Annotated in this window: 16 protein-coding genes and 2 riboswitches; of the genes, 11 read left to right on the forward strand and 5 right to left on the reverse strand. The window is 67.7% G+C overall.

From position 1 onward, the window contains the following. Positions 1-21: 21 nt before the first annotated feature. Positions 22-136, reverse strand: a riboswitch (glycine riboswitch). A gap of 1 nt (position 137) precedes the next feature. Then, positions 138-229: riboswitch (glycine riboswitch) on the reverse strand. 65 nt (positions 230-294) lie between these two features. Continuing rightward, a complete protein-coding gene (locus tag MICSW_RS10120; RefSeq protein WP_228177083.1) occupies positions 295-1,479 on the reverse strand; it encodes a MarP family serine protease in 1,185 nt (394 codons plus the stop codon). A 101-nt stretch (positions 1,480-1,580) separates the two neighbouring features. Here MICSW_RS10120 and MICSW_RS10125 point away from each other — a divergent pair, with 101 nt between their 5' ends. From MICSW_RS10125 to MICSW_RS10150, 6 genes are read left to right on the forward strand one after another with little or no spacing between them, the layout of a single operon-like run. After that, on the forward strand, positions 1,581-2,366 hold the full coding sequence (locus MICSW_RS10125) for an NUDIX hydrolase (RefSeq protein WP_292728550.1): 786 nt from the start codon (positions 1,581-1,583) through the stop codon (positions 2,364-2,366). Continuing rightward, a complete protein-coding gene (nadA, locus tag MICSW_RS10130) occupies positions 2,363-3,712 on the forward strand; it encodes a quinolinate synthase NadA (RefSeq protein WP_228177081.1) in 1,350 nt (449 codons plus the stop codon). Before MICSW_RS10125 ends, nadA begins: the two co-directional genes overlap by 4 nt. Beyond that, positions 3,709-5,265 carry an L-aspartate oxidase gene (nadB, locus tag MICSW_RS10135; RefSeq protein ID WP_464495586.1) on the forward strand — a complete coding sequence of 519 codons (1,557 nt, stop codon included), beginning with the start codon at positions 3,709-3,711 and terminating at the stop codon, positions 5,263-5,265. The genes nadA and nadB overlap by 4 nt, the downstream gene beginning before the upstream one ends. Continuing rightward, positions 5,265-6,134, forward strand: a complete 870-nt coding sequence (nadC, locus tag MICSW_RS10140; RefSeq protein WP_464495590.1) for a carboxylating nicotinate-nucleotide diphosphorylase — start codon at positions 5,265-5,267, stop codon at positions 6,132-6,134. The genes nadB and nadC overlap by 1 nt, the downstream gene beginning before the upstream one ends. Then, entirely contained in the window at positions 6,131-7,273 is a 1,143-nt protein-coding gene (locus MICSW_RS10145; protein WP_464495591.1) for a cysteine desulfurase family protein, read from the forward strand. Before nadC ends, MICSW_RS10145 begins: the two co-directional genes overlap by 4 nt. Then, entirely contained in the window at positions 7,270-8,163 is an 894-nt protein-coding gene (locus tag MICSW_RS10150) for a glycosyltransferase family 2 protein (protein ID WP_292728545.1), read from the forward strand. Before MICSW_RS10145 ends, MICSW_RS10150 begins: the two co-directional genes overlap by 4 nt. A 3-nt stretch (positions 8,164-8,166) precedes the next feature. Here MICSW_RS10150 and MICSW_RS10155 read toward each other — a convergent pair whose 3' ends face one another. Further along, positions 8,167-8,820, reverse strand: a complete 654-nt coding sequence (locus MICSW_RS10155; RefSeq protein ID WP_464495593.1) for a DUF2461 domain-containing protein — start codon at positions 8,818-8,820, stop codon at positions 8,167-8,169. A 44-nt stretch (positions 8,821-8,864) separates the two neighbouring features. Here MICSW_RS10155 and MICSW_RS10160 point away from each other — a divergent pair, with 44 nt between their 5' ends. The 5 genes from MICSW_RS10160 to surE all read left to right on the forward strand — a co-directional run bounded on the left by MICSW_RS10160 (position 8,865) and on the right by surE (position 13,184). Further along, entirely contained in the window at positions 8,865-9,074 is a 210-nt protein-coding gene (locus tag MICSW_RS10160; RefSeq protein WP_464495595.1) for a hypothetical protein, read from the forward strand. A gap of 165 nt (positions 9,075-9,239) precedes the next feature. Continuing rightward, entirely contained in the window at positions 9,240-10,784 is a 1,545-nt protein-coding gene (locus MICSW_RS10165; RefSeq protein ID WP_464495597.1) for a DHA2 family efflux MFS transporter permease subunit, read from the forward strand. A 95-nt stretch (positions 10,785-10,879) separates the two neighbouring features. Beyond that, on the forward strand, positions 10,880-11,428 hold the full coding sequence (locus MICSW_RS10170; protein WP_292728538.1) for a type 1 glutamine amidotransferase domain-containing protein: 549 nt from the start codon (positions 10,880-10,882) through the stop codon (positions 11,426-11,428). Between the two features lie 11 nt (positions 11,429-11,439). Beyond that, the gene (locus tag MICSW_RS10175) at positions 11,440-12,441 is read left to right on the forward strand and encodes a 1-phosphofructokinase family hexose kinase (protein WP_292728536.1); all 1,002 of its coding nucleotides are present in this window, start codon (positions 11,440-11,442) and stop codon (positions 12,439-12,441) included. Next, a complete protein-coding gene (gene surE / locus MICSW_RS10180) occupies positions 12,438-13,184 on the forward strand; it encodes a 5'/3'-nucleotidase SurE (protein ID WP_292728534.1) in 747 nt (248 codons plus the stop codon). The genes MICSW_RS10175 and surE overlap by 4 nt, the downstream gene beginning before the upstream one ends. A gap of 25 nt (positions 13,185-13,209) precedes the next feature. On the opposite strand, the gene MICSW_RS10185 is transcribed toward surE, so the two are convergent. From MICSW_RS10185 to MICSW_RS10195, 3 genes are read right to left on the reverse strand one after another with little or no spacing between them, the layout of a single operon-like run. Next, positions 13,210-15,603, reverse strand: a complete 2,394-nt coding sequence (locus MICSW_RS10185) for a phosphoketolase family protein (protein WP_464495602.1) — start codon at positions 15,601-15,603, stop codon at positions 13,210-13,212. Further along, positions 15,569-15,823, reverse strand: coding sequence for a hypothetical protein (locus MICSW_RS10190; protein ID WP_292728530.1), 255 nt, complete (start codon positions 15,821-15,823; stop codon positions 15,569-15,571). The genes MICSW_RS10185 and MICSW_RS10190 overlap by 35 nt, the downstream gene beginning before the upstream one ends. After that, a complete protein-coding gene (locus MICSW_RS10195) occupies positions 15,810-16,145 on the reverse strand; it encodes a DUF7882 family protein (protein WP_228177070.1) in 336 nt (111 codons plus the stop codon). The genes MICSW_RS10190 and MICSW_RS10195 overlap by 14 nt, the downstream gene beginning before the upstream one ends. Between the last annotated feature and the right edge of the window lie 10 nt (positions 16,146-16,155).

Genomic DNA, 16,155 nt, shown 5'->3' on the forward strand with positions numbered 1-16,155 from the left:
CGCCGTACGACGCCCGTGAACTCCCCCTCTGTCTGTGGCCTGAGAGTTTCGCGCGGCACCCGAGCGAACCGGATGCTGTGCTTTCACCGTCGGCGGCCGCCACCCGATGCGCGGGTGATGACGCTTTCCAGAGTGGCCGGACGTGCGCGGTACGCGGACCTGAGAGATTGGCGGGGAGGCTTGCTCCTTCGGTGCCCGGTGTAACCCGGGGCTCTCCCGCACCCGTCATGTGGCCGGATCTTCAGTTGCGCGGCCAGCATATCCCAGCGCCGGGTTCCCGCCAGCAGACGCGCGTCAGGGCGTGCAGGATCCCGTCGAAACCGGCTCCACGAGAGCGCTCGCTTGCTCCGCCAACGGCGCGAGGACTCCCGAGGTCACCGCATAGCCGACATCCGTCCCGTCGTCGGCGCGAGCGAACACGACACCCGCAGCGTCGCCGCCGGCGGTGAGCACCGGACCGCCGGAGTTGCCTGGAGCGACCCGAGCATCGAGCGCGTAGATCTCGCGACTCACCGACCCGCTGTCGTAGATGTCAGGCACCTGCGCGGTTCCCACCGACCGCACTGACGCCTGCCCGAGCGTGAACGGGCCGCCATAGGGGTAGCCGGCAACCGCCGCGGTATCTCCTGACCGCAGCGTCGGCACGACCGGCAGTGCCGCAACGTCCTCGGTTTCGACCGCGATGAGGGCGAGATCCTGGTCGGGGTCGAACCAGACCACCAGGCCCGTCTGCGCGATGCGCCCCGGCAGTTCGACCACGATCTGCTCCATCCCGGCGACGACGTGCGCGTTGGTCACCACGCGGTCATCCGCGACGACGAAACCCGACCCTGTCATGCCGCGCGCGCACGAGAACGCGGTTCCCGAAATCCGGGCAACCGACTGCGCGGCAACGCTCAGGGCTGGGTCATCGAGCGCGACCGGCGGGGCTGTCGGTGCTGTGGCGGGCAGATCCAGCAGCGTCCCCACCCGAGGCAAAGCGTCGACGAAGACCGCCTGCCGCAGCTGCGCGAGGGCCGCGCTCACGGGTGCCGGGGTCAGCGCATCGATCGTGGCGAGGACGCGCGACGACGAGGTGGCTGCCGACACCAGCGGAACGCCGGAGACCGCGGCGCTCTGGGCCACCAGCGACAGCGAGAGCGCGGTGGCGACGACCGCGACTGCCCCACCCAGCAGGCGGTCGATCACGTGGAGGCGCAGCTTCTCGGCTCCGCGCCGCAGGACGCTGCCAATCGCGCCGCCAGCTATTGCACCGCCCACGAGCAGGGCGACAACGCCGGCGATCAGCACCGGCCCGCGCCAATCCGACCCGGGCAGCAGCGGCGCGACGATCGGCAGGAGCCACCAGACCGCCACGCCGCCAACGGCGAGGCCGACCGCCGATCCGAGGATCGCGAGGACGCCGCTGCCGATCCCCCACGCGAGCGCGCCGAGCAGCAGGATCACGACGAGAACGTCGGTGAGGATGCCGAGGACCACGCATCCAGTCTGTCGACCAACCTGGGGGTTTTCTTCCAACCCGACCGAGTTGCGGTTCTGGTCACTCTGACTCTAAGATCGAACCCGTAGTTAGAGTCACCATGACACAAACCAGTCTCGCTCCCGATATCTCACGCGCCGCATCCACCGATGCCATCCGCGTCGCGGTGTCGACCGTCATTTTCACGGTGCGCCGCGACCCCGGCGATGGGTCGGGACGCCTCATGATGCCGCTCGTGCGTCGCACCCGCGAACCCTATGAATGCCTGTGGGCCTTGCCCGGTGGATGGCTGGATGCCGGAGAGGGCCTGGATGCCGCGGCATCACGTACCCTCGCCGAGACAACGGGCCTGACGCCGAGCTATCTGGAGCAGCTCTACGCGTTCGGAGACGTCGATCGCTCCCCCACGCGCGTCGTGTCGATCGTCTATTGGGCACTCCTGCGGGCCGACGACGTGGACGCCCAGCGCGCTGCCCATGAGGCAGCCGGTGATGCGCCCGAGAACGTCGCCTGGTTCGACGCGAACGCGCCTGGCACGCTCGCCTTCGATCACAACGAGATCGTGTCGTATGCCCTGTGGCGGCTGCGTAACAAGGTCGGCTACAGCCGCATCGCGCACGGCCTGCTCTCGGACCTGTTCACACTGGCCGACCTTCGCGAGGTCTACGAGGCGATCCTCGATCGGCGTCTCGATCCCGCGAACTTCCGACGTCAGGTCGAGAACTCCGGGAACCTCATCCCCACCGACCGGTTCCGCACCGGCAGCCATCGTCCCGCCCGCCTGTACCGCTACAACCAGGATGTCGAACTTGCCGATCGGGGCCCGCTGAGCGCCGCCCGGCCCGGTGGCATCCACCCCTCCTCGCCCGAATCGAGCACCTCATGACAGCTGTCAACATCGCCCTGACGCCGCGCCGCATCGACCCGTCCGTCGACCACGAGATCCACGGCATCGTCTCGGGGTCGCTGCAGGGCGAGACCTGCAACACCGACCTCGTCGAGGCTCCCTGGCTCTTCGACACGGTTCCGGGCTATGGACCCGGAGCGTCGGAGGGCGATGTCATCCCGACCGGCGCACCGCGCCAGGGTGAGCTGCCGCGGGAATACCGCGAGGCCACGGAGGCCGAGCTCGACGCACGGATCATTGCCGCCAAGCAGACCCTCGGCGAGCGCGTCGTCGTGCTCGGGCACTTCTACCAGCGCGAAGAGGTCGTGCGACACGCCGACTACGTGGGCGACTCGTTCCAGCTCGCCAATGCTGCCAAAGCGCGAACGGATGCCGAGGCCATCGTGTTCTGCGGCGTGCACTTCATGGCCGAGACCGCAGACCTGCTCTCCGGACCCGAGCAGGCGGTCATCCTGCCGAACCTCGCTGCCGGATGCTCGATGGCCGACATGGCCTCGATTGACGAGGTCGAGCAGGCGTGGGAGGAGCTCGCCGACATCTACGGCGATCTCGATACACCGGACGCCGAGGGCCTGCTCCCGGTGATCCCGGTGACCTATATGAACTCCTCGGCAGCGATCAAGGGGTTCGTCGGGCGGCACCACGGCATCGTGTGCACGTCCTCGAACGCCCGGACCGTGCTGGAGTGGGCCTTCGAGCGGGGCCGCCGCGTGCTGTTCTTCCCCGACCAGCACCTCGGGCGCAACACCGCGAAGGCGATGGGAGTGCCGCTCGAGCAGATGCCGATGTGGAACCCCCGCAAGCCCCTGGGCGGCAACGACGACACGACCCTGGATGCCGCGCGCGTCATCCTGTGGCATGGGTTCTGCTCGGTCCACCGTCGGTTCTCGGTCTCCCAGATCGACAAGGCCCGCGCCGAGCACCCTGGCGTCCGTGTCATCGTGCACCCGGAGTGCCCGATGGAGGTCGTCGACGCCGCCGATGAGGCGGGCTCGACCGACTACATCCGTAAGGCCATCGAGGCGGCGACCGAACCGACGACGTTCGCGATCGGCACCGAGGTCAACCTCGTTCAACGCCTCGCGGCCGAGCATCCTCAGCACGAGATCTTCTGCCTCGACCCCGTCGTGTGCCCCTGCTCGACGATGTACCGCATCCATCCCGGCTACCTCGCGTGGGTGCTGGAGTCGCTCGTCGCCGGCGAGGTCGTCAACCGCATCACGGTTCCGACCGACGTCGCAGACCCCGCGCGGGTCGCCCTGGAACGGATGCTGGCAGCCAAGCCCCCGGCAGCCCCCGCTGCAGCCTGGGAGCAGGCATCATGACATCCGCGCCGCGCGTGATCGTCGTCGGCAGCGGCATCGCAGGCTTGACCGTCGCCCTCCACGCGGCGGCGAGCGGCTGCCGCGTGACAGTCGTCACCAAAGACGTTCTGGAGCACGCCAACACGCGCTACGCGCAGGGCGGGATCGCGGGAGTCATGTTCGCCGATGACCGCGTCGAAGACCACATCCACGACACGCTCGTCGCCGGGGCGGGGCTCGGCGACGAGGCAGCGGTGCGGGTACTTGCGACGGAGGGCCCGGAGCGGATCCGGGAGCTTGTCGCGCTCGGGGTCGCGTTCGATCGCGACGAACACGGTGAGTTCCGCAAGGGTCTCGAGGCAGCACACTCCTACCCCCGCATCCTGCACTCGGGCGGCGACGCGACCGGAACCGAGATCGAGCGCGCTCTGGTCGCCGCCGTGCGCGCGACCGCTGCGACGGTTATCGAGCACGCGTTCCTGGTCGATCTTGTGGTCGAGGTGGGGCGGGTGTGCGGCATCCGGATTCTGCGCGACGCCCGCGACGGTCACGCCGGAACGCCCGACGAGCTGCGGGCCGATGCCGTCGTCTTGGCCACCGGGGGCATCGGCGAGCTGTTCGCACACTCGACCAATCCCGCTGTGGCCACCGGAGACGGGATCGCTGCGGCGATTCGGGCAGGAGCCGCTGTTGCTGACCTCGAGTTCGTGCAGTTCCACCCGACGGTGCTCGCAGCCGGTGACGCCTTCCTCGTCTCCGAGGCGGTGCGCGGCGAGGGCGCCACACTCATCGATGAGGACGGCCACCGGTTCGTCTTCGACGATCACCCCGACGGTGAGCTCGCGCCGCGCGATGTCGTCGCCCGCGCGATAGCCCGCGTCATGCGGCAGCAGGACGGACGCCCCGTGCTGCTGGATGCCACGGCCATCCCCGCGACGGATGCCGATGCCCGCGCCGCCTGGCTGCGCGAGCGATTCCCCACGATTGACAACGCCATGCGCGAGCGCGGCCTGGATTGGGCGCGCGTTCCCGTGCCGGTCACCCCGGCGGCCCACTACCTCATGGGTGGAATCGTGACCGACCTCGAGGGCCGCTCCTCGCTTCCCGGACTCTATGCGGTCGGAGAGACCGCCCGCACCGGCGTCCACGGGGCGAACCGGCTCGCGTCGAACTCGCTCCTGGAGGGCGCTGTGTTCGGCGCGCGCGCCGGGGATGCGATCGCGACGGATGCCGCATCCGGCCTGTGGCCCACGAGCGCTCGGGATGGCAACGAACCCACCGCGAAAAGCGCAGCCGAGAACCTCGGAGGCGTCCGTGCGGCCTTCTCTCGCGCCGCTCTGCAGGACCTCATGTGGGAGAACGCGTCGCTGGTGCGCGACGAAGAGGGTCTCTCGCGCGCGGCACGCGTGATCGCCGACTGGCGAGCGCAGGCGCGATCGCCGCAAACCGAACGCGAGTACGAGGACGAGAACCTCCTGCTGGTTGCCGAACAGGTCGTCGCCGCAGCGCGGGCGCGGACGGTCTCGGCCGGCGCACACTTCCGGCGCGACGCCGAACTCGCGGTGGTGAGCTGATGCTGACCCGGTCCGACATCGACCGGGTCGTCTCCGCGGCCCTCGCCGAAGACGCACCCTGGGGCGACGCGACCGCCGAGGCGTTCGTTCCGGCATCCGTGCACGCCCGGGCAGAGCTCGTCGCCCGCGAGCCCGGGACCTTCAGCGGCGGAGAGGTGTTTGCCGCAGCTTTCGCGCTGACGGATGCCGCGATCGCCGTCTCGGTCCGAGTGGCCGATGGCGAGCGCTTCGCCGCCGGCGACGTTCTCGCGACGGTCGAGGGGCCCGCCCGCGGCGTTCTCACGGCCGAGCGTGTCGGACTCAACTTCGCGCAGCGGATGTCGGGCATCGCCACCCTCACGTCGCGGTACGTGGATGCTGTCGCAGGGACCGGCGCACGCATCGCTGACACGCGCAAGACGACACCGGGGCTCCGGGCCATCGAGCGTCACGCCGTGCGCAGCGGCGGCGGCTACAACCACCGGTACTCCCTCTCGGATGCCGTGATGGTCAAGGACAACCATCTCGCCGTACTGACCGCGTCGGGCGCGTCGATCACCGACGCGCTGCGTTCGGGCATCGCGACTCTGCCTCACACGATGCGCGTCGAGGTCGAGGTCGACCGCGTCGATCAGATTCCCGCGGTGCTCGCGGCCGGCGTCGACATCATCATGCTCGACAATTTCTCGCTCGAGGAGCTTCGGGAGGGAGTCGAACTCATCGCGGGTCGGGCCGTCGTGGAGGCATCCGGGGGCGTCTCGCTCGACACGGTCGGCGCGATTGCCGCGACGGGCGTCGATGTGGTCTCGGTCGGCGCGTTGACGCACTCGGTCCGCTCGATCGACCTGGGCCTCGACATCCGGATCGATTCCGAGGCCGCGCGCTCGTGAGCGTTCAGTACCTCGACAACGCCGCGACCACCCCGGTCCGGCGCGAGGTGCTGGAGGCGATGACGCCGTACCTCACGTCGCACTTCGGTAACCCGTCGAGCCACCACACCGTCGGCGAGCAGGCAGCTCACGCCCTGGCCGACGCGCGAGCTCGGGTGGCCGCCGTCCTCGGGATGCGGGCCACCGACGTGATCTTCACCTCGGGTGCGACCGAGGCCAATAATCTCGCCATCAAGGGCGTTGCGATAGCCGCGCAGCAGCGACGCGGCGCCCGGCACGTGGTGACCACACCGATCGAGCACGAGTCGGTGCTCGCCTCTGTCGACTACCTGACCCGCATCCACGGGTTCGAAGCGACTCTCGTTCCGGTCGACGCGACCGGGCGGGTCGATCCGGATGCCGTCGCGGCAGCGATTCGCGACGAGTCGGCAATCGTCAGCGTCGGCTACGCCAACAACGAGATCGGGACGGTTCAGGATGTCGACGGTCTGGTTACCGCCGTCGCCGGGCGGGTACCCCTGCACCTGGATGCCGTCCAGGCCGCCGGTTGGCTACCGCTGAACGGCCTGGGCGCCGACGCGCTCTCGGTTGCCGGCCACAAGATCGGCGCTCCCAAAGGGATCGGTGCCCTCGGCATCCGGTCGCGCATTCCGCTCGAGCCCGTGCTGCACGGCGGCGGACAGGAGCGGGAGCGGCGCAGCGGCACAGAGAACGTCGCAGGCGCCGTCGGGCTCGCGCGCGCGCTCGAACTCGCCGAGGCCGAGCGCACCGACGCTGCGGTGCGAGTAGCTGCGATGCGCGACGACCTCATCGCGGGCGTGCTCCAACGCGTGCCGATCGCGCGGCTCACCGGGCATCCGACGCACCGCCTTCCTGGCACGGCGAGTTTCACCTTCGCGGGTGTGAACGGCGAGACCGTGCTGCTCGAACTCGACCGGCACGGGATCATCACCTCCAGCGGCTCTGCCTGCGCGGCAGGCAGCGAGGAGGCCTCACACGTCTTGCTCGCTCTCGGCATCGACCACGACGAGGCCCGCACCGCCGTGCGCGTGACACTCGGGCAGGGCGCCACCGGCTCGGTCGCCCCGGTCGTTGACGCCATCGAGGCAGCTGTTGCCGCCGTAGGATCCGGGGTATGACCGACCCGGCGATCACCGTCATCGTTCCGGGTCTGGATGTCGCACCCTACGTGCCCGCGGCGCTCGATTCTCTCCGAAACCAGACCCGGGGCGACTGGCGTGCGATCCTCATCGACGACGGCTCGACCGATCAGACGGGTCATCTCTTCGAGCGCGCAGCAGCGCGCGATGAGCGGTTCCGCGCCCTGCGGCTGCCGCGCACGCGGGGCCTCGGGGCGGCGAGAAACGCCGGACTGCAACTGGTCACCACTCCGTTCGTGGGGTTCTTGGACGCTGACGACGAGTTCACACCGTCAGCGCTCGAGCGCATGATCGGCACCCTCGAGCACACCGGAAGCGACTTCGTGATCGGCGCCTACACGCGGCTGCGACCGCAGCCCGACGGCACCTATCTCGATGGGCCGGTTCAGCCGTGGGTTGCCGCGGCGACATCACCCGAGCGACACCGCGTGACGTTGGACGAGCATCCGGCGGCGACGGGGAGCATCGTGGCGTGGGCGAAGGTGAGTCGGGCCCGCGTGTGGGACGAGCTCCGCTTCCCTGAGGGTCGGCTGTACGAGGATCAGGTCGTCGCGCAGCGGATGCTCGTGTCGGCGTCAGTCTTCGACACGATCCCCGACGTCGTCGTGCGGTGGCGAATGCGCCCGGACGGATCCTCGATCACGCAGCGCGAGTCCGAGCTCGGTGTGCTGCGGGACTGCCTCGAGGCGATGAGCGAAGGACTCGACGTTCTCCGCGGTCACTCCGAGGCTCGGCAGGCCCGCGTTGATCTCATCAAAGAAATGGACGTGCCACGTCTACGCACAATCGCTGACAGTCACCCCGACCTTCGCTATCGCGAAGCGTTAGACGCCTTCGAGGGCCGCTTGGACGGCGGCCGCGACAGCTGACGCCTAGCAGCGCGAGGAGGGTGTCCAGCTGCCGTCAGCGGGCTTCGGGGTCTGTCGCGATAACACTGACACGACGTGCCAGGCTGCACGGATCTCGTCGAGAGCACCAGGCGTCCACATCCAGTCGTCGGGCGGCTCTTCTCGCCCGACCGCCAGGTGGCGAAGGCGGAGGAGGTCGATGCGGGGATGGTCGGTGGGAAACCCTCGAGGCGCCGTGCGGAGCGCGTCATCTCGCATCGGCTCGAAGCCGCCAGCGCTGACCTCGGCGAGGGTGGCCTCGAGGTCTGGCGCCGTCCGGGCATCGTCCACGAGCGACCGGAACGCCGCCAGCTGCGCAGGGGACGGCTGGTACATCCCGCCGCCGATGAGCAGCCCGGATGCCGAGAGCTGGAGGTAATGGGCGGCTGAAGCGCGCGTAACCAGGCCGATCTGGAGCTTGTAGGGCGACTTGTCGGCGCTGAAGCGCACATCACGGTACGGGCGGAAGATCTTCACCGGTCCGAACTCCGGTTCGAGTTCGGCGGCCAGCGCCTCGAAGGGAGCGGCGACGCGGTCGGTGAAGCGCGACTTCTGGCTCTGCCACCACTCTCTGGTGTTGTTGACAGCCAACTCATCGAAGAAGGCCGGGGCATCGGGATTCAGGCCATCAAACCTCACGCCTGGAGCATAACGCCGGGCGGTGACACCGGTAGGCTGTGACCATGACTGCGAACGATGGCGCCGGTGCTGGACACGAAGACCTGGACGCGCTTCGCAAGGAAATCGACGACCTGAAGTCGATCCCGGAGGAGCAGCTCATCTCTCCGGCACCGGCCGATCTTCTCGAGGAAGAGCCCACGCCGCATCCGACGAACGCGATCGGGTCCGAGCAGTGGGACAAGTCGGTGGACGAAGAGACCCTCGACGACTGAGCCCAGCCGCTTCCGGAAGCACGAACTTCCACCCCTCGGGAATCGAATGTCGGTTCCCGCCGTTATCGTGAACGTCGCCACCACGCGTGGCTCTCGTGCGCCCATTCTCGGCGTCCCCTCCCCTTCGACTCCGACGACATGCGCCCTGATAGTGAGGACCCGCCCGTGGCAGCGATCAACGCGAACCCGCAGACCGGCTCGATCCCGGTCGTCCCTGCCGGCCCCGATTCCGCAACGCCGGTCCCGGGGCTGAACCTTCGCCCCGAAGAGAGCCGGATCATCTGGCTCCTCCTGTCTGCGGCTTTCGTCGCGATCCTCAACGAGACGACGATGGGCGTCGCGATCCCCCACCTCATCGTCGACCTCGGCATCACCGCGGTCGCCGCCCAGTGGCTGACGACGGCGTTCATGCTCACGATGGCCGTCGTGATCCCGATCAGCGGCTTCCTCCTCCAGCGCTTCACGACCCGGCAGGTGTTCCTGGCGGCGATGACTCTCTTCTCGACCGGCACCGCTGTCGCTTTCATCGCGCCCGGCTTCGAGATCCTTCTCGTCGCGCGTGTCATTCAGGCATCGGGCACCGCGATCATGATGCCGCTGCTCATGACGACGCTCATGACCATCGTGCCGCCGCACGCGCGCGGTCGGATGATGGGGCGCGTCAGCATCGTCATCGCGCTCGCTCCGGCGATCGGCCCGTCGCTGTCGGGACTCATTCTCGATTCCCTCGGATGGCACTGGATCTTCGGTATCGTCCTGCCGATTGCGATCGCCGCACTCGTTGCCGGCGCAATTTGGATTCGCAATCTCGGGGAAACCACCCGTGCACCGATTGACGTGCTGTCGGTGATCCTGTCGGCGTTCGGGTTCGGCGGACTCGTCTACGGGCTCAGCCAGATCGGCGGCGCCGCAAGTCACGGCGGGTCGCAGACTGACGCCGCGGCCGAAGCCGGCTCCACGATGACCCTCGTGATCGCGATCGCCGTCGGCGTCGTCCCCCTCGCGCTGTTCGTGTGGCGCCAGCTTGTGCTGCAACGCAAGGATGACGCGCTCATGGACCTGCGCGTGTTCCGGTCACTCAACTTTTCCCTGTCGATCGCTCAGATGGGCGTCCTCTCGATGGCGTTCTTCGGTGCCATCACGGTCCTCCCCCTCTACCTCAGTCAGGCGGTGGGTGCGACGGCGCTCGAAAGTGGCCTCCTGCTGCTGCCGGGTTCGCTCGCCATGGGTTTTGCCGGTCCGATCGTGGGCCGCATTTACGACACGTCAGGAACCCGCGTGCTGTTGGTTCCCGGCGCGATCCTCGCGGTCGCAGCTCTCTGGGCGTACGCAACCTACGGGGCTGACACCTCTATCTGGGTCATTCTCGTCACGCAGATCGTGCTGTCGCTGGGTCTCGCGCTCTCGTTCACGCCGCTGTTCACGGCCTCTCTCGCCTCGCTGCAGCCTCGGTTCTACTCGTACGGATCAGCGGTCCTTGGAACCGTGCAGCAGGTGGCGGGAGCCGCGGGCGTGGCCGTCATGGTCACGACGATGTCGGCAATCGCCGCCTCCGCCGTCGAAGCGGGTCTCCCGGCCAACGAGGCAGCAGCGGCTGGGGCACGAGGAGCCTTCCTGGTCTCGGCGATCGTTGCGCTGCCGATCCTCGTCGGGGCCTTCATCATCCGTAAACCCGCTGACCAGCCCGAGGGTGCCGTTCCCGCGCACTGATCCCTAGCGAGCGAGTCTCCCAGGTGCAAGCCCCTGCCCCTGCGGGCAGGGGCCTCGTACCGTCTCTGTACGCACACAGACAAGGGAGGATCACTATGTCGCATCTCACGGGCAAGACCGTCGCATTCCTGGTCACGGATGGCTTCGAAGACAGCGAACTGACCTCGCCCTGGGAGGCCGTGACCTCGCACGGAGCACAAGCCCGCCTCGTCTCCCCCGCAGGTGACAGCGTCACGGGCAAGAACGGTCACCAGCAGAGCGTGGACATCGATAGCTCCGTCGCCGACGCTGCCGAGTTCGACGCGCTCGTCCTGCCCGGGGGCGTCGTCAACGCCGACCATCTGCGCATGGATGCCGCATCGTGCGGTTTCGCGCGCGACTTCTTCGAGCAGCACAAGCCTGTCGGCGTGATCTGCCACGGCGCATGGACGCTGATCGAGGCGAACGTCGTCGAAGGACGCACCCTGACCAGCTACCCGAGCCTGCAAACCGACCTGCGAAACGCGGGAGCGAACTGGGTCGACGAAGAAGTCGTCGTCGATCAGGGACTCGTCTCCAGCCGCACCCCCGATGACCTTCCCGCCTTCAACGACAAGCTCGTCGAAGAGATCGGCGAGGGTCGGCACGAGGGCCAGACGGCCTGAGGAGCGCATCGGTGAACAGCGCGACGGTGTTCGCACCGTCCCCGACTCTGACGGTCACGATCGAGAGTCATCCCTCCGGCGACGATGTCCATCTGCACGCTGGCGGTCAAGGGGTCTGGCAGGCACGGATGCTCACACTGCTCGGCGTCGATGTGACGCTGTGCGCGCTGCTGAGCGGCGAGAGCGGCCTCGTCATCCGGACTCTCCTTGAACGGGAGGGAATCACGATCGATGCCATCGAACGCGGTGACCGCGGCTCCGCCTACATTCACGATCGCCGGGATGGGGAGCGTCGCACGATCGCTGAGCAGCGAGCGACGACCCCGGGCCGGCACGAGATGGACGAGCTGTATTCGCTGACCCTCAGCCGGGGGATCGACACGGGCCTCGTGGTTCTCAGCGGTCCGCCCCACGACGAGATTCCCGTAGAGATCTACCATCGTCTGGCTTCGGACCTGCGCCGCGGCGGAGCGACGGTTGTGGTGGATCTCGCCGGTGAACGCCTGGACGCCGCGCTGCGCGGTGGCGTGAGCGTCTTGAAGCTCAGCGATGAGGAGCTTGCCGCCGATGAGGGCGACGGATCGACTGCTGATCTGGCAGAGCGGATGAGCGAGCTGCGCTCGCGAGGGGCGGAGACGGTGATCCTCACGCGGGCAAGTCAGCCGGCGTTGCTCCTGGATGCCGAGGGCCTCGCCGAGATCGCGGTGCCGCGCTTCGAGATCGCCGACCATCGCGGCGCCGGCGACTCTCTCACGGCCGGGGTCGTCGCGGGAATCGCGCGCGGCGAGACTGTTCGCGAAGCCGTGACGCTGGGCGCCGCGGCGGGGGCGCTCAACGTCACGAGGCACGGATTGGGCACGGGCCACCGGGATGCGATCGAGGGGCTGCGTGACCAGGTGAGACTTCGTGTCGTGGATTCGGCGGCAACCCCTGCCGATGGTCGTGTTACACCCGATGACCTCGCTGCCATGACGACTCCGGAGGAGAACAGACAGGGCCGAAAATCCCCATGACCCGCATCCTGATCACGAACGACGATGGAATCGACGCCGCCGGTCTTGCTCCCTTGGCGCGCCGGTTTCGTCGAGCAGGCCTCGATCCGGTGATCGCCGCGCCGGCGTCACAGTCAAGCGGATCGAGCGCCTCCATCATGGCGGCGCAGTCCGACGGGCGTATCCGCGTCGAGCGACGTGAGCTTGCCGATGCGGCCGGCGTTCCCGCGCACGCCGTGCATGCTGGTCCGGGGCTGATCGCGCTCATCGCAGCACGTGGCGCCTTCGGCGAGCCGCCGGATGTCGTGCTGTCGGGCATCAACCACGGCGCAAACGTCGGTCGCGCGATTGTGCACTCGGGAACAGTAGGGGCGGCGCTTACGGGGGGCCTGCACGGCTCACGAGCGATGGCTGTGTCACTCGATGTCGGCTTCGCGCCGGGGACGTTCTGGTGGCAAAGCGCCGTAGAGGTGGTCGATGAACTGCTGCCGTACCTCATGGCCGAGCCGGCGGGCACGATCCTGAATGTCAACGTCCCGAACATCGAGCGTCCGCGCGGCATCGTCGAGGCAGAGCTTGCTCCGTTCGGCATCGTGCAGACAACGTTGGCCGAGCGGGATGAGCACCACATCAGTCTTGCCGTCGAGGACCTTCCGAACCGGCCAGAGCCCGGCACCGACGCTGCGCTTCTGGCAGACGGATGGGCGACGGTGACCAGTATCGCCTCGGTCTCGGGCGTGCCCTTGAGCCGCGCGCTGGCCTGATCACCTCAGAATCGTCTCGTCTCGGTCATGCGAGAGCTGGGTCGTCGACACCGAAGCGGCGCAGGTGGTCTGCCGCCTGCTCCCGCCGATTCGCCAGCACTGCGAGCGCCTCGGCTCGCTCCTGCTCACCCAGACTGGACCGCCGGAGAACGTCGGACGCGAGGGTGAACCGATCAATCTTGTTCTGCAGGAGCATGTCGAACGGTGTCGTGGTCGATCCAGCCTCCTGGTAGCCACGCATCGTCACACCGGCGGTGACCGGGCGATCGAACAGTAGCTCCTTGATCAGGTGCGGGTACCCATGGAACGCGAAGACGATCGGCACTCCCACGCCGAACAGGGTCGCGAAGTCGTCATCGTCAAGGCTCTGCGGCTCTCCCGGGCGCAGTCTCAGCAGATCGATGACCGTCACCACGCGAACGCGAACGGAGGGCGCGAGTTCCCGCACGAGTTCGCGGGCGGCATCCGCCTCCTGTGTCGGGACGTCCCCTGAACAGGCCAGGACGACCTCAGGCTCCTCGTCGCCTTCCCTCCCCGTGGCGGTATCTGCCGCTCCAGGCAGTATGCCGGCGCCATCTGTGACGACCCGGCGCGCGGCGTCGAGGGAGAACCACTGTTTCTCGGGCTGCTTGCCCGCCACAACGACGTTGATCCGGCCGGGTTCGGTGAAGGCGCGCTCCATCGTGACCAGAAGCGTGTTCGCGTCGGGGGGAAGCGAGAGCCTGACAATGTCGGAGCTCTTGCGGGCAGCAAGATCGAGGAAGCCCGGGTCCTGATGCGTGAAGCCGTTGTGGTCCTGGCGCCAGACATGGCTCGAGAGGAGGTAGGTGAAGCTCGCCAGGTCGGCGCGCCAGGGGTAGGTGGCTGCCGCTTCCAGCCACTTCGCGTACTGATTGAACATCGAGTCCACAACGTGGACGAACGCCTCGTACGAGGTGAACAGGCCATGGCGCCCCGTGAGCACATATCCTTCGAGCCATCCCTGGCAGAGATGCTCGCTGAGGATCTCCATCACTCGGCCCTCGTCCGCCAGATCTTCATCGACACCGCGCTCTTGCTCGTTCCACTGCTTTGCGGTGGCGGGGAGCACGCCCTGCGCAAGCCGATTCGAGCGCAACTCGTCGGCGGCAAAGATCCGAAAATCGCGAGGATTGAGCCGCAGCAGCTCTCCGAGCCATTCGCCGAACACCGTAGTCGCTGACGCGTCGCCTTCTCGGTCTGCGCTGTGGAGAGCCTCGTCCGCCAGTGCCGGCATCCGAAGAGCTCGTCGACGAAGACCGCCGTTCGCCCGCGACGAGCCGCTCATCGTGGCCTCGATCGGTTCCGGAATGAGCTCCCGGACCGCCCGGGTGGGTACGCCGCGGTCATCGAAGAGCTCGTCGGGTCGGTAGGAGCGAAGCCACCGTTCCAGTTGCGCCAGACGGTCCGGCGACGACGCGACATCCTCAAGCGGAACCTGGTGGGATCGCCAGGTCCCCTCGACGGGCTCACCGTCGACCTCCTCGGGGCCGGTCCAGCCCTTGCGGCTGCGGAGCACGATCATGGGCCATCGCGGGGCCTGCTCGGACTGTGGCTCTCCGGCGCTGCGCGCGCGACGCTGGATCTGCGCGATGAGATCAAACGCGCGGTCCATGGCGTGGGCCATGACACTGTGAACCTCGGCCGGATCGGTCGCGTCGCGAAGATCCACGATGATCGGTTCGTGCCCGTGACCATTCATGAGGTCACGCAGCTGATGCTCCGGCATCCGATCCATAACGGTGGGATTGTCGATCTTCCAGCCGTTCAGATGCAGGATCGGCAGCACTGCGCCGTCGGTCCGAGGGTCGAGGAAGCCGGCCGACTGCCAGGATGCCGACAGCGCTGCGGTCTCTGCCTCACCGTCGCCGATGACGCAGGCAACGACCAGGTCCGGGTCATCGAGAGCCGCGCCATAAGCATGCACCAGCGAGTACCCGAGTTCACCGCCCTCCTGGATCGATCCCGGGACGTGGGGAGAGGTATGGCTCGGGATGCCTCCGGGCGCCGAGAACCGCGAGAAAAGCGAGCGCATCCCATCCTCGCTTCGTGGCATGTCGGGGTAGGTCGTGCTCCAGGTTCCTTCGAGCCAGCTGACTGCGTTCAGGGCAGGACCGCCATGGCCGGGCCCGGCGATGAAGAGCACCTCGGTACCCCGCTCAGCAATAACCCGGTTCAGGTGCGCGTAGAGGAGAGTCAGCCCTGGGACCGTACCGAAGTGGCCGAGCAGCCGGGGCTTGATGTCTGCCTCAGTGAGCGGACGGCGAAGCAGAGGGTTATCGCGCAGATAGATCTGCCCGACGCTCAGGTAGTTCGCCGCTCGCCACCACGCATCGAGGTTGGCGAAGGCATCCGTGCCGCGTTGCTCAGTGATCGTCGCCAGAGCTCCACTGCCCGTCACCGGCGAGCTCGATGTCATCTTCGGGCACGGGAATCAGAGCGATCGGCACACCCGGGGAGAGGAGCAGATAGGCCTCTCGGCGCATACCTTCGCCGTCGTTCACGCGCAGCCAACTCGGTCCATCTGTCGTGCCGTCCACGACCTCTTGGCGCACCTCCTCGAACTCTCGTCCTCCGACGCTGTAGAGCTCTCCGCCGTAGACGATGTCAATGCGCTTCATGGTTCCCTCCGGGCACAGGATCGCCTTCCTTCGGTTCGGGCACCACGTAGAGGCCGGATGGGGAGTTCGCCGTGTAGGCAAGTGCTTCGACCCACGCCATGTTCAGCTGTGGACGACGACCACCGTAGAACTTGTAGACCAGCGAGCATCTCGGGTGGACCCACACGGTGGTGCGCCCGTCTCCGATGCTCGCGTCGTCCTTCCACGTAAAGTGGAAGGCCTCGTTACGCCTCAATTTCGTGCCGATGACCACCTGAAGGTGAGCCAACGTGCGGTCGTCGAAATCGACTTTGACGTTTCCGTCGTAGATGAACTTTCCCATTCCGCTCTTT

The organism is Microbacterium sp. SW12, assembly GCF_055391095.1.

Coding starts and splice junctions, on each gene's coding strand:
- nadA (WP_228177081.1), top strand. CDS start 2,363: ATGACAGCTGTCAACATCGCCCTGACGCCGCGCCGCATCGACCCGTCC.
- nadB (WP_464495586.1), top strand. CDS start 3,709: ATGACATCCGCGCCGCGCGTGATCGTCGTCGGCAGCGGCATCGCAGGC.
- MICSW_RS10150 (WP_292728545.1), top strand. CDS start 7,270: ATGACCGACCCGGCGATCACCGTCATCGTTCCGGGTCTGGATGTCGCA.
- MICSW_RS10160 (WP_464495595.1), top strand. CDS start 8,865: ATGACTGCGAACGATGGCGCCGGTGCTGGACACGAAGACCTGGACGCG.
- MICSW_RS10190 (WP_292728530.1), bottom strand. CDS start 15,823: ATGAAGCGCATTGACATCGTCTACGGCGGAGAGCTCTACAGCGTCGGA.
- MICSW_RS10195 (WP_228177070.1), bottom strand. CDS start 16,145: ATGGGAAAGTTCATCTACGACGGAAACGTCAAAGTCGATTTCGACGAC.
- surE (WP_292728534.1), top strand. CDS start 12,438: ATGACCCGCATCCTGATCACGAACGACGATGGAATCGACGCCGCCGGT.
- MICSW_RS10170 (WP_292728538.1), top strand. CDS start 10,880: ATGTCGCATCTCACGGGCAAGACCGTCGCATTCCTGGTCACGGATGGC.
- nadC (WP_464495590.1), top strand. CDS start 5,265: ATGCTGACCCGGTCCGACATCGACCGGGTCGTCTCCGCGGCCCTCGCC.
- MICSW_RS10125 (WP_292728550.1), top strand. CDS start 1,581: ATGACACAAACCAGTCTCGCTCCCGATATCTCACGCGCCGCATCCACC.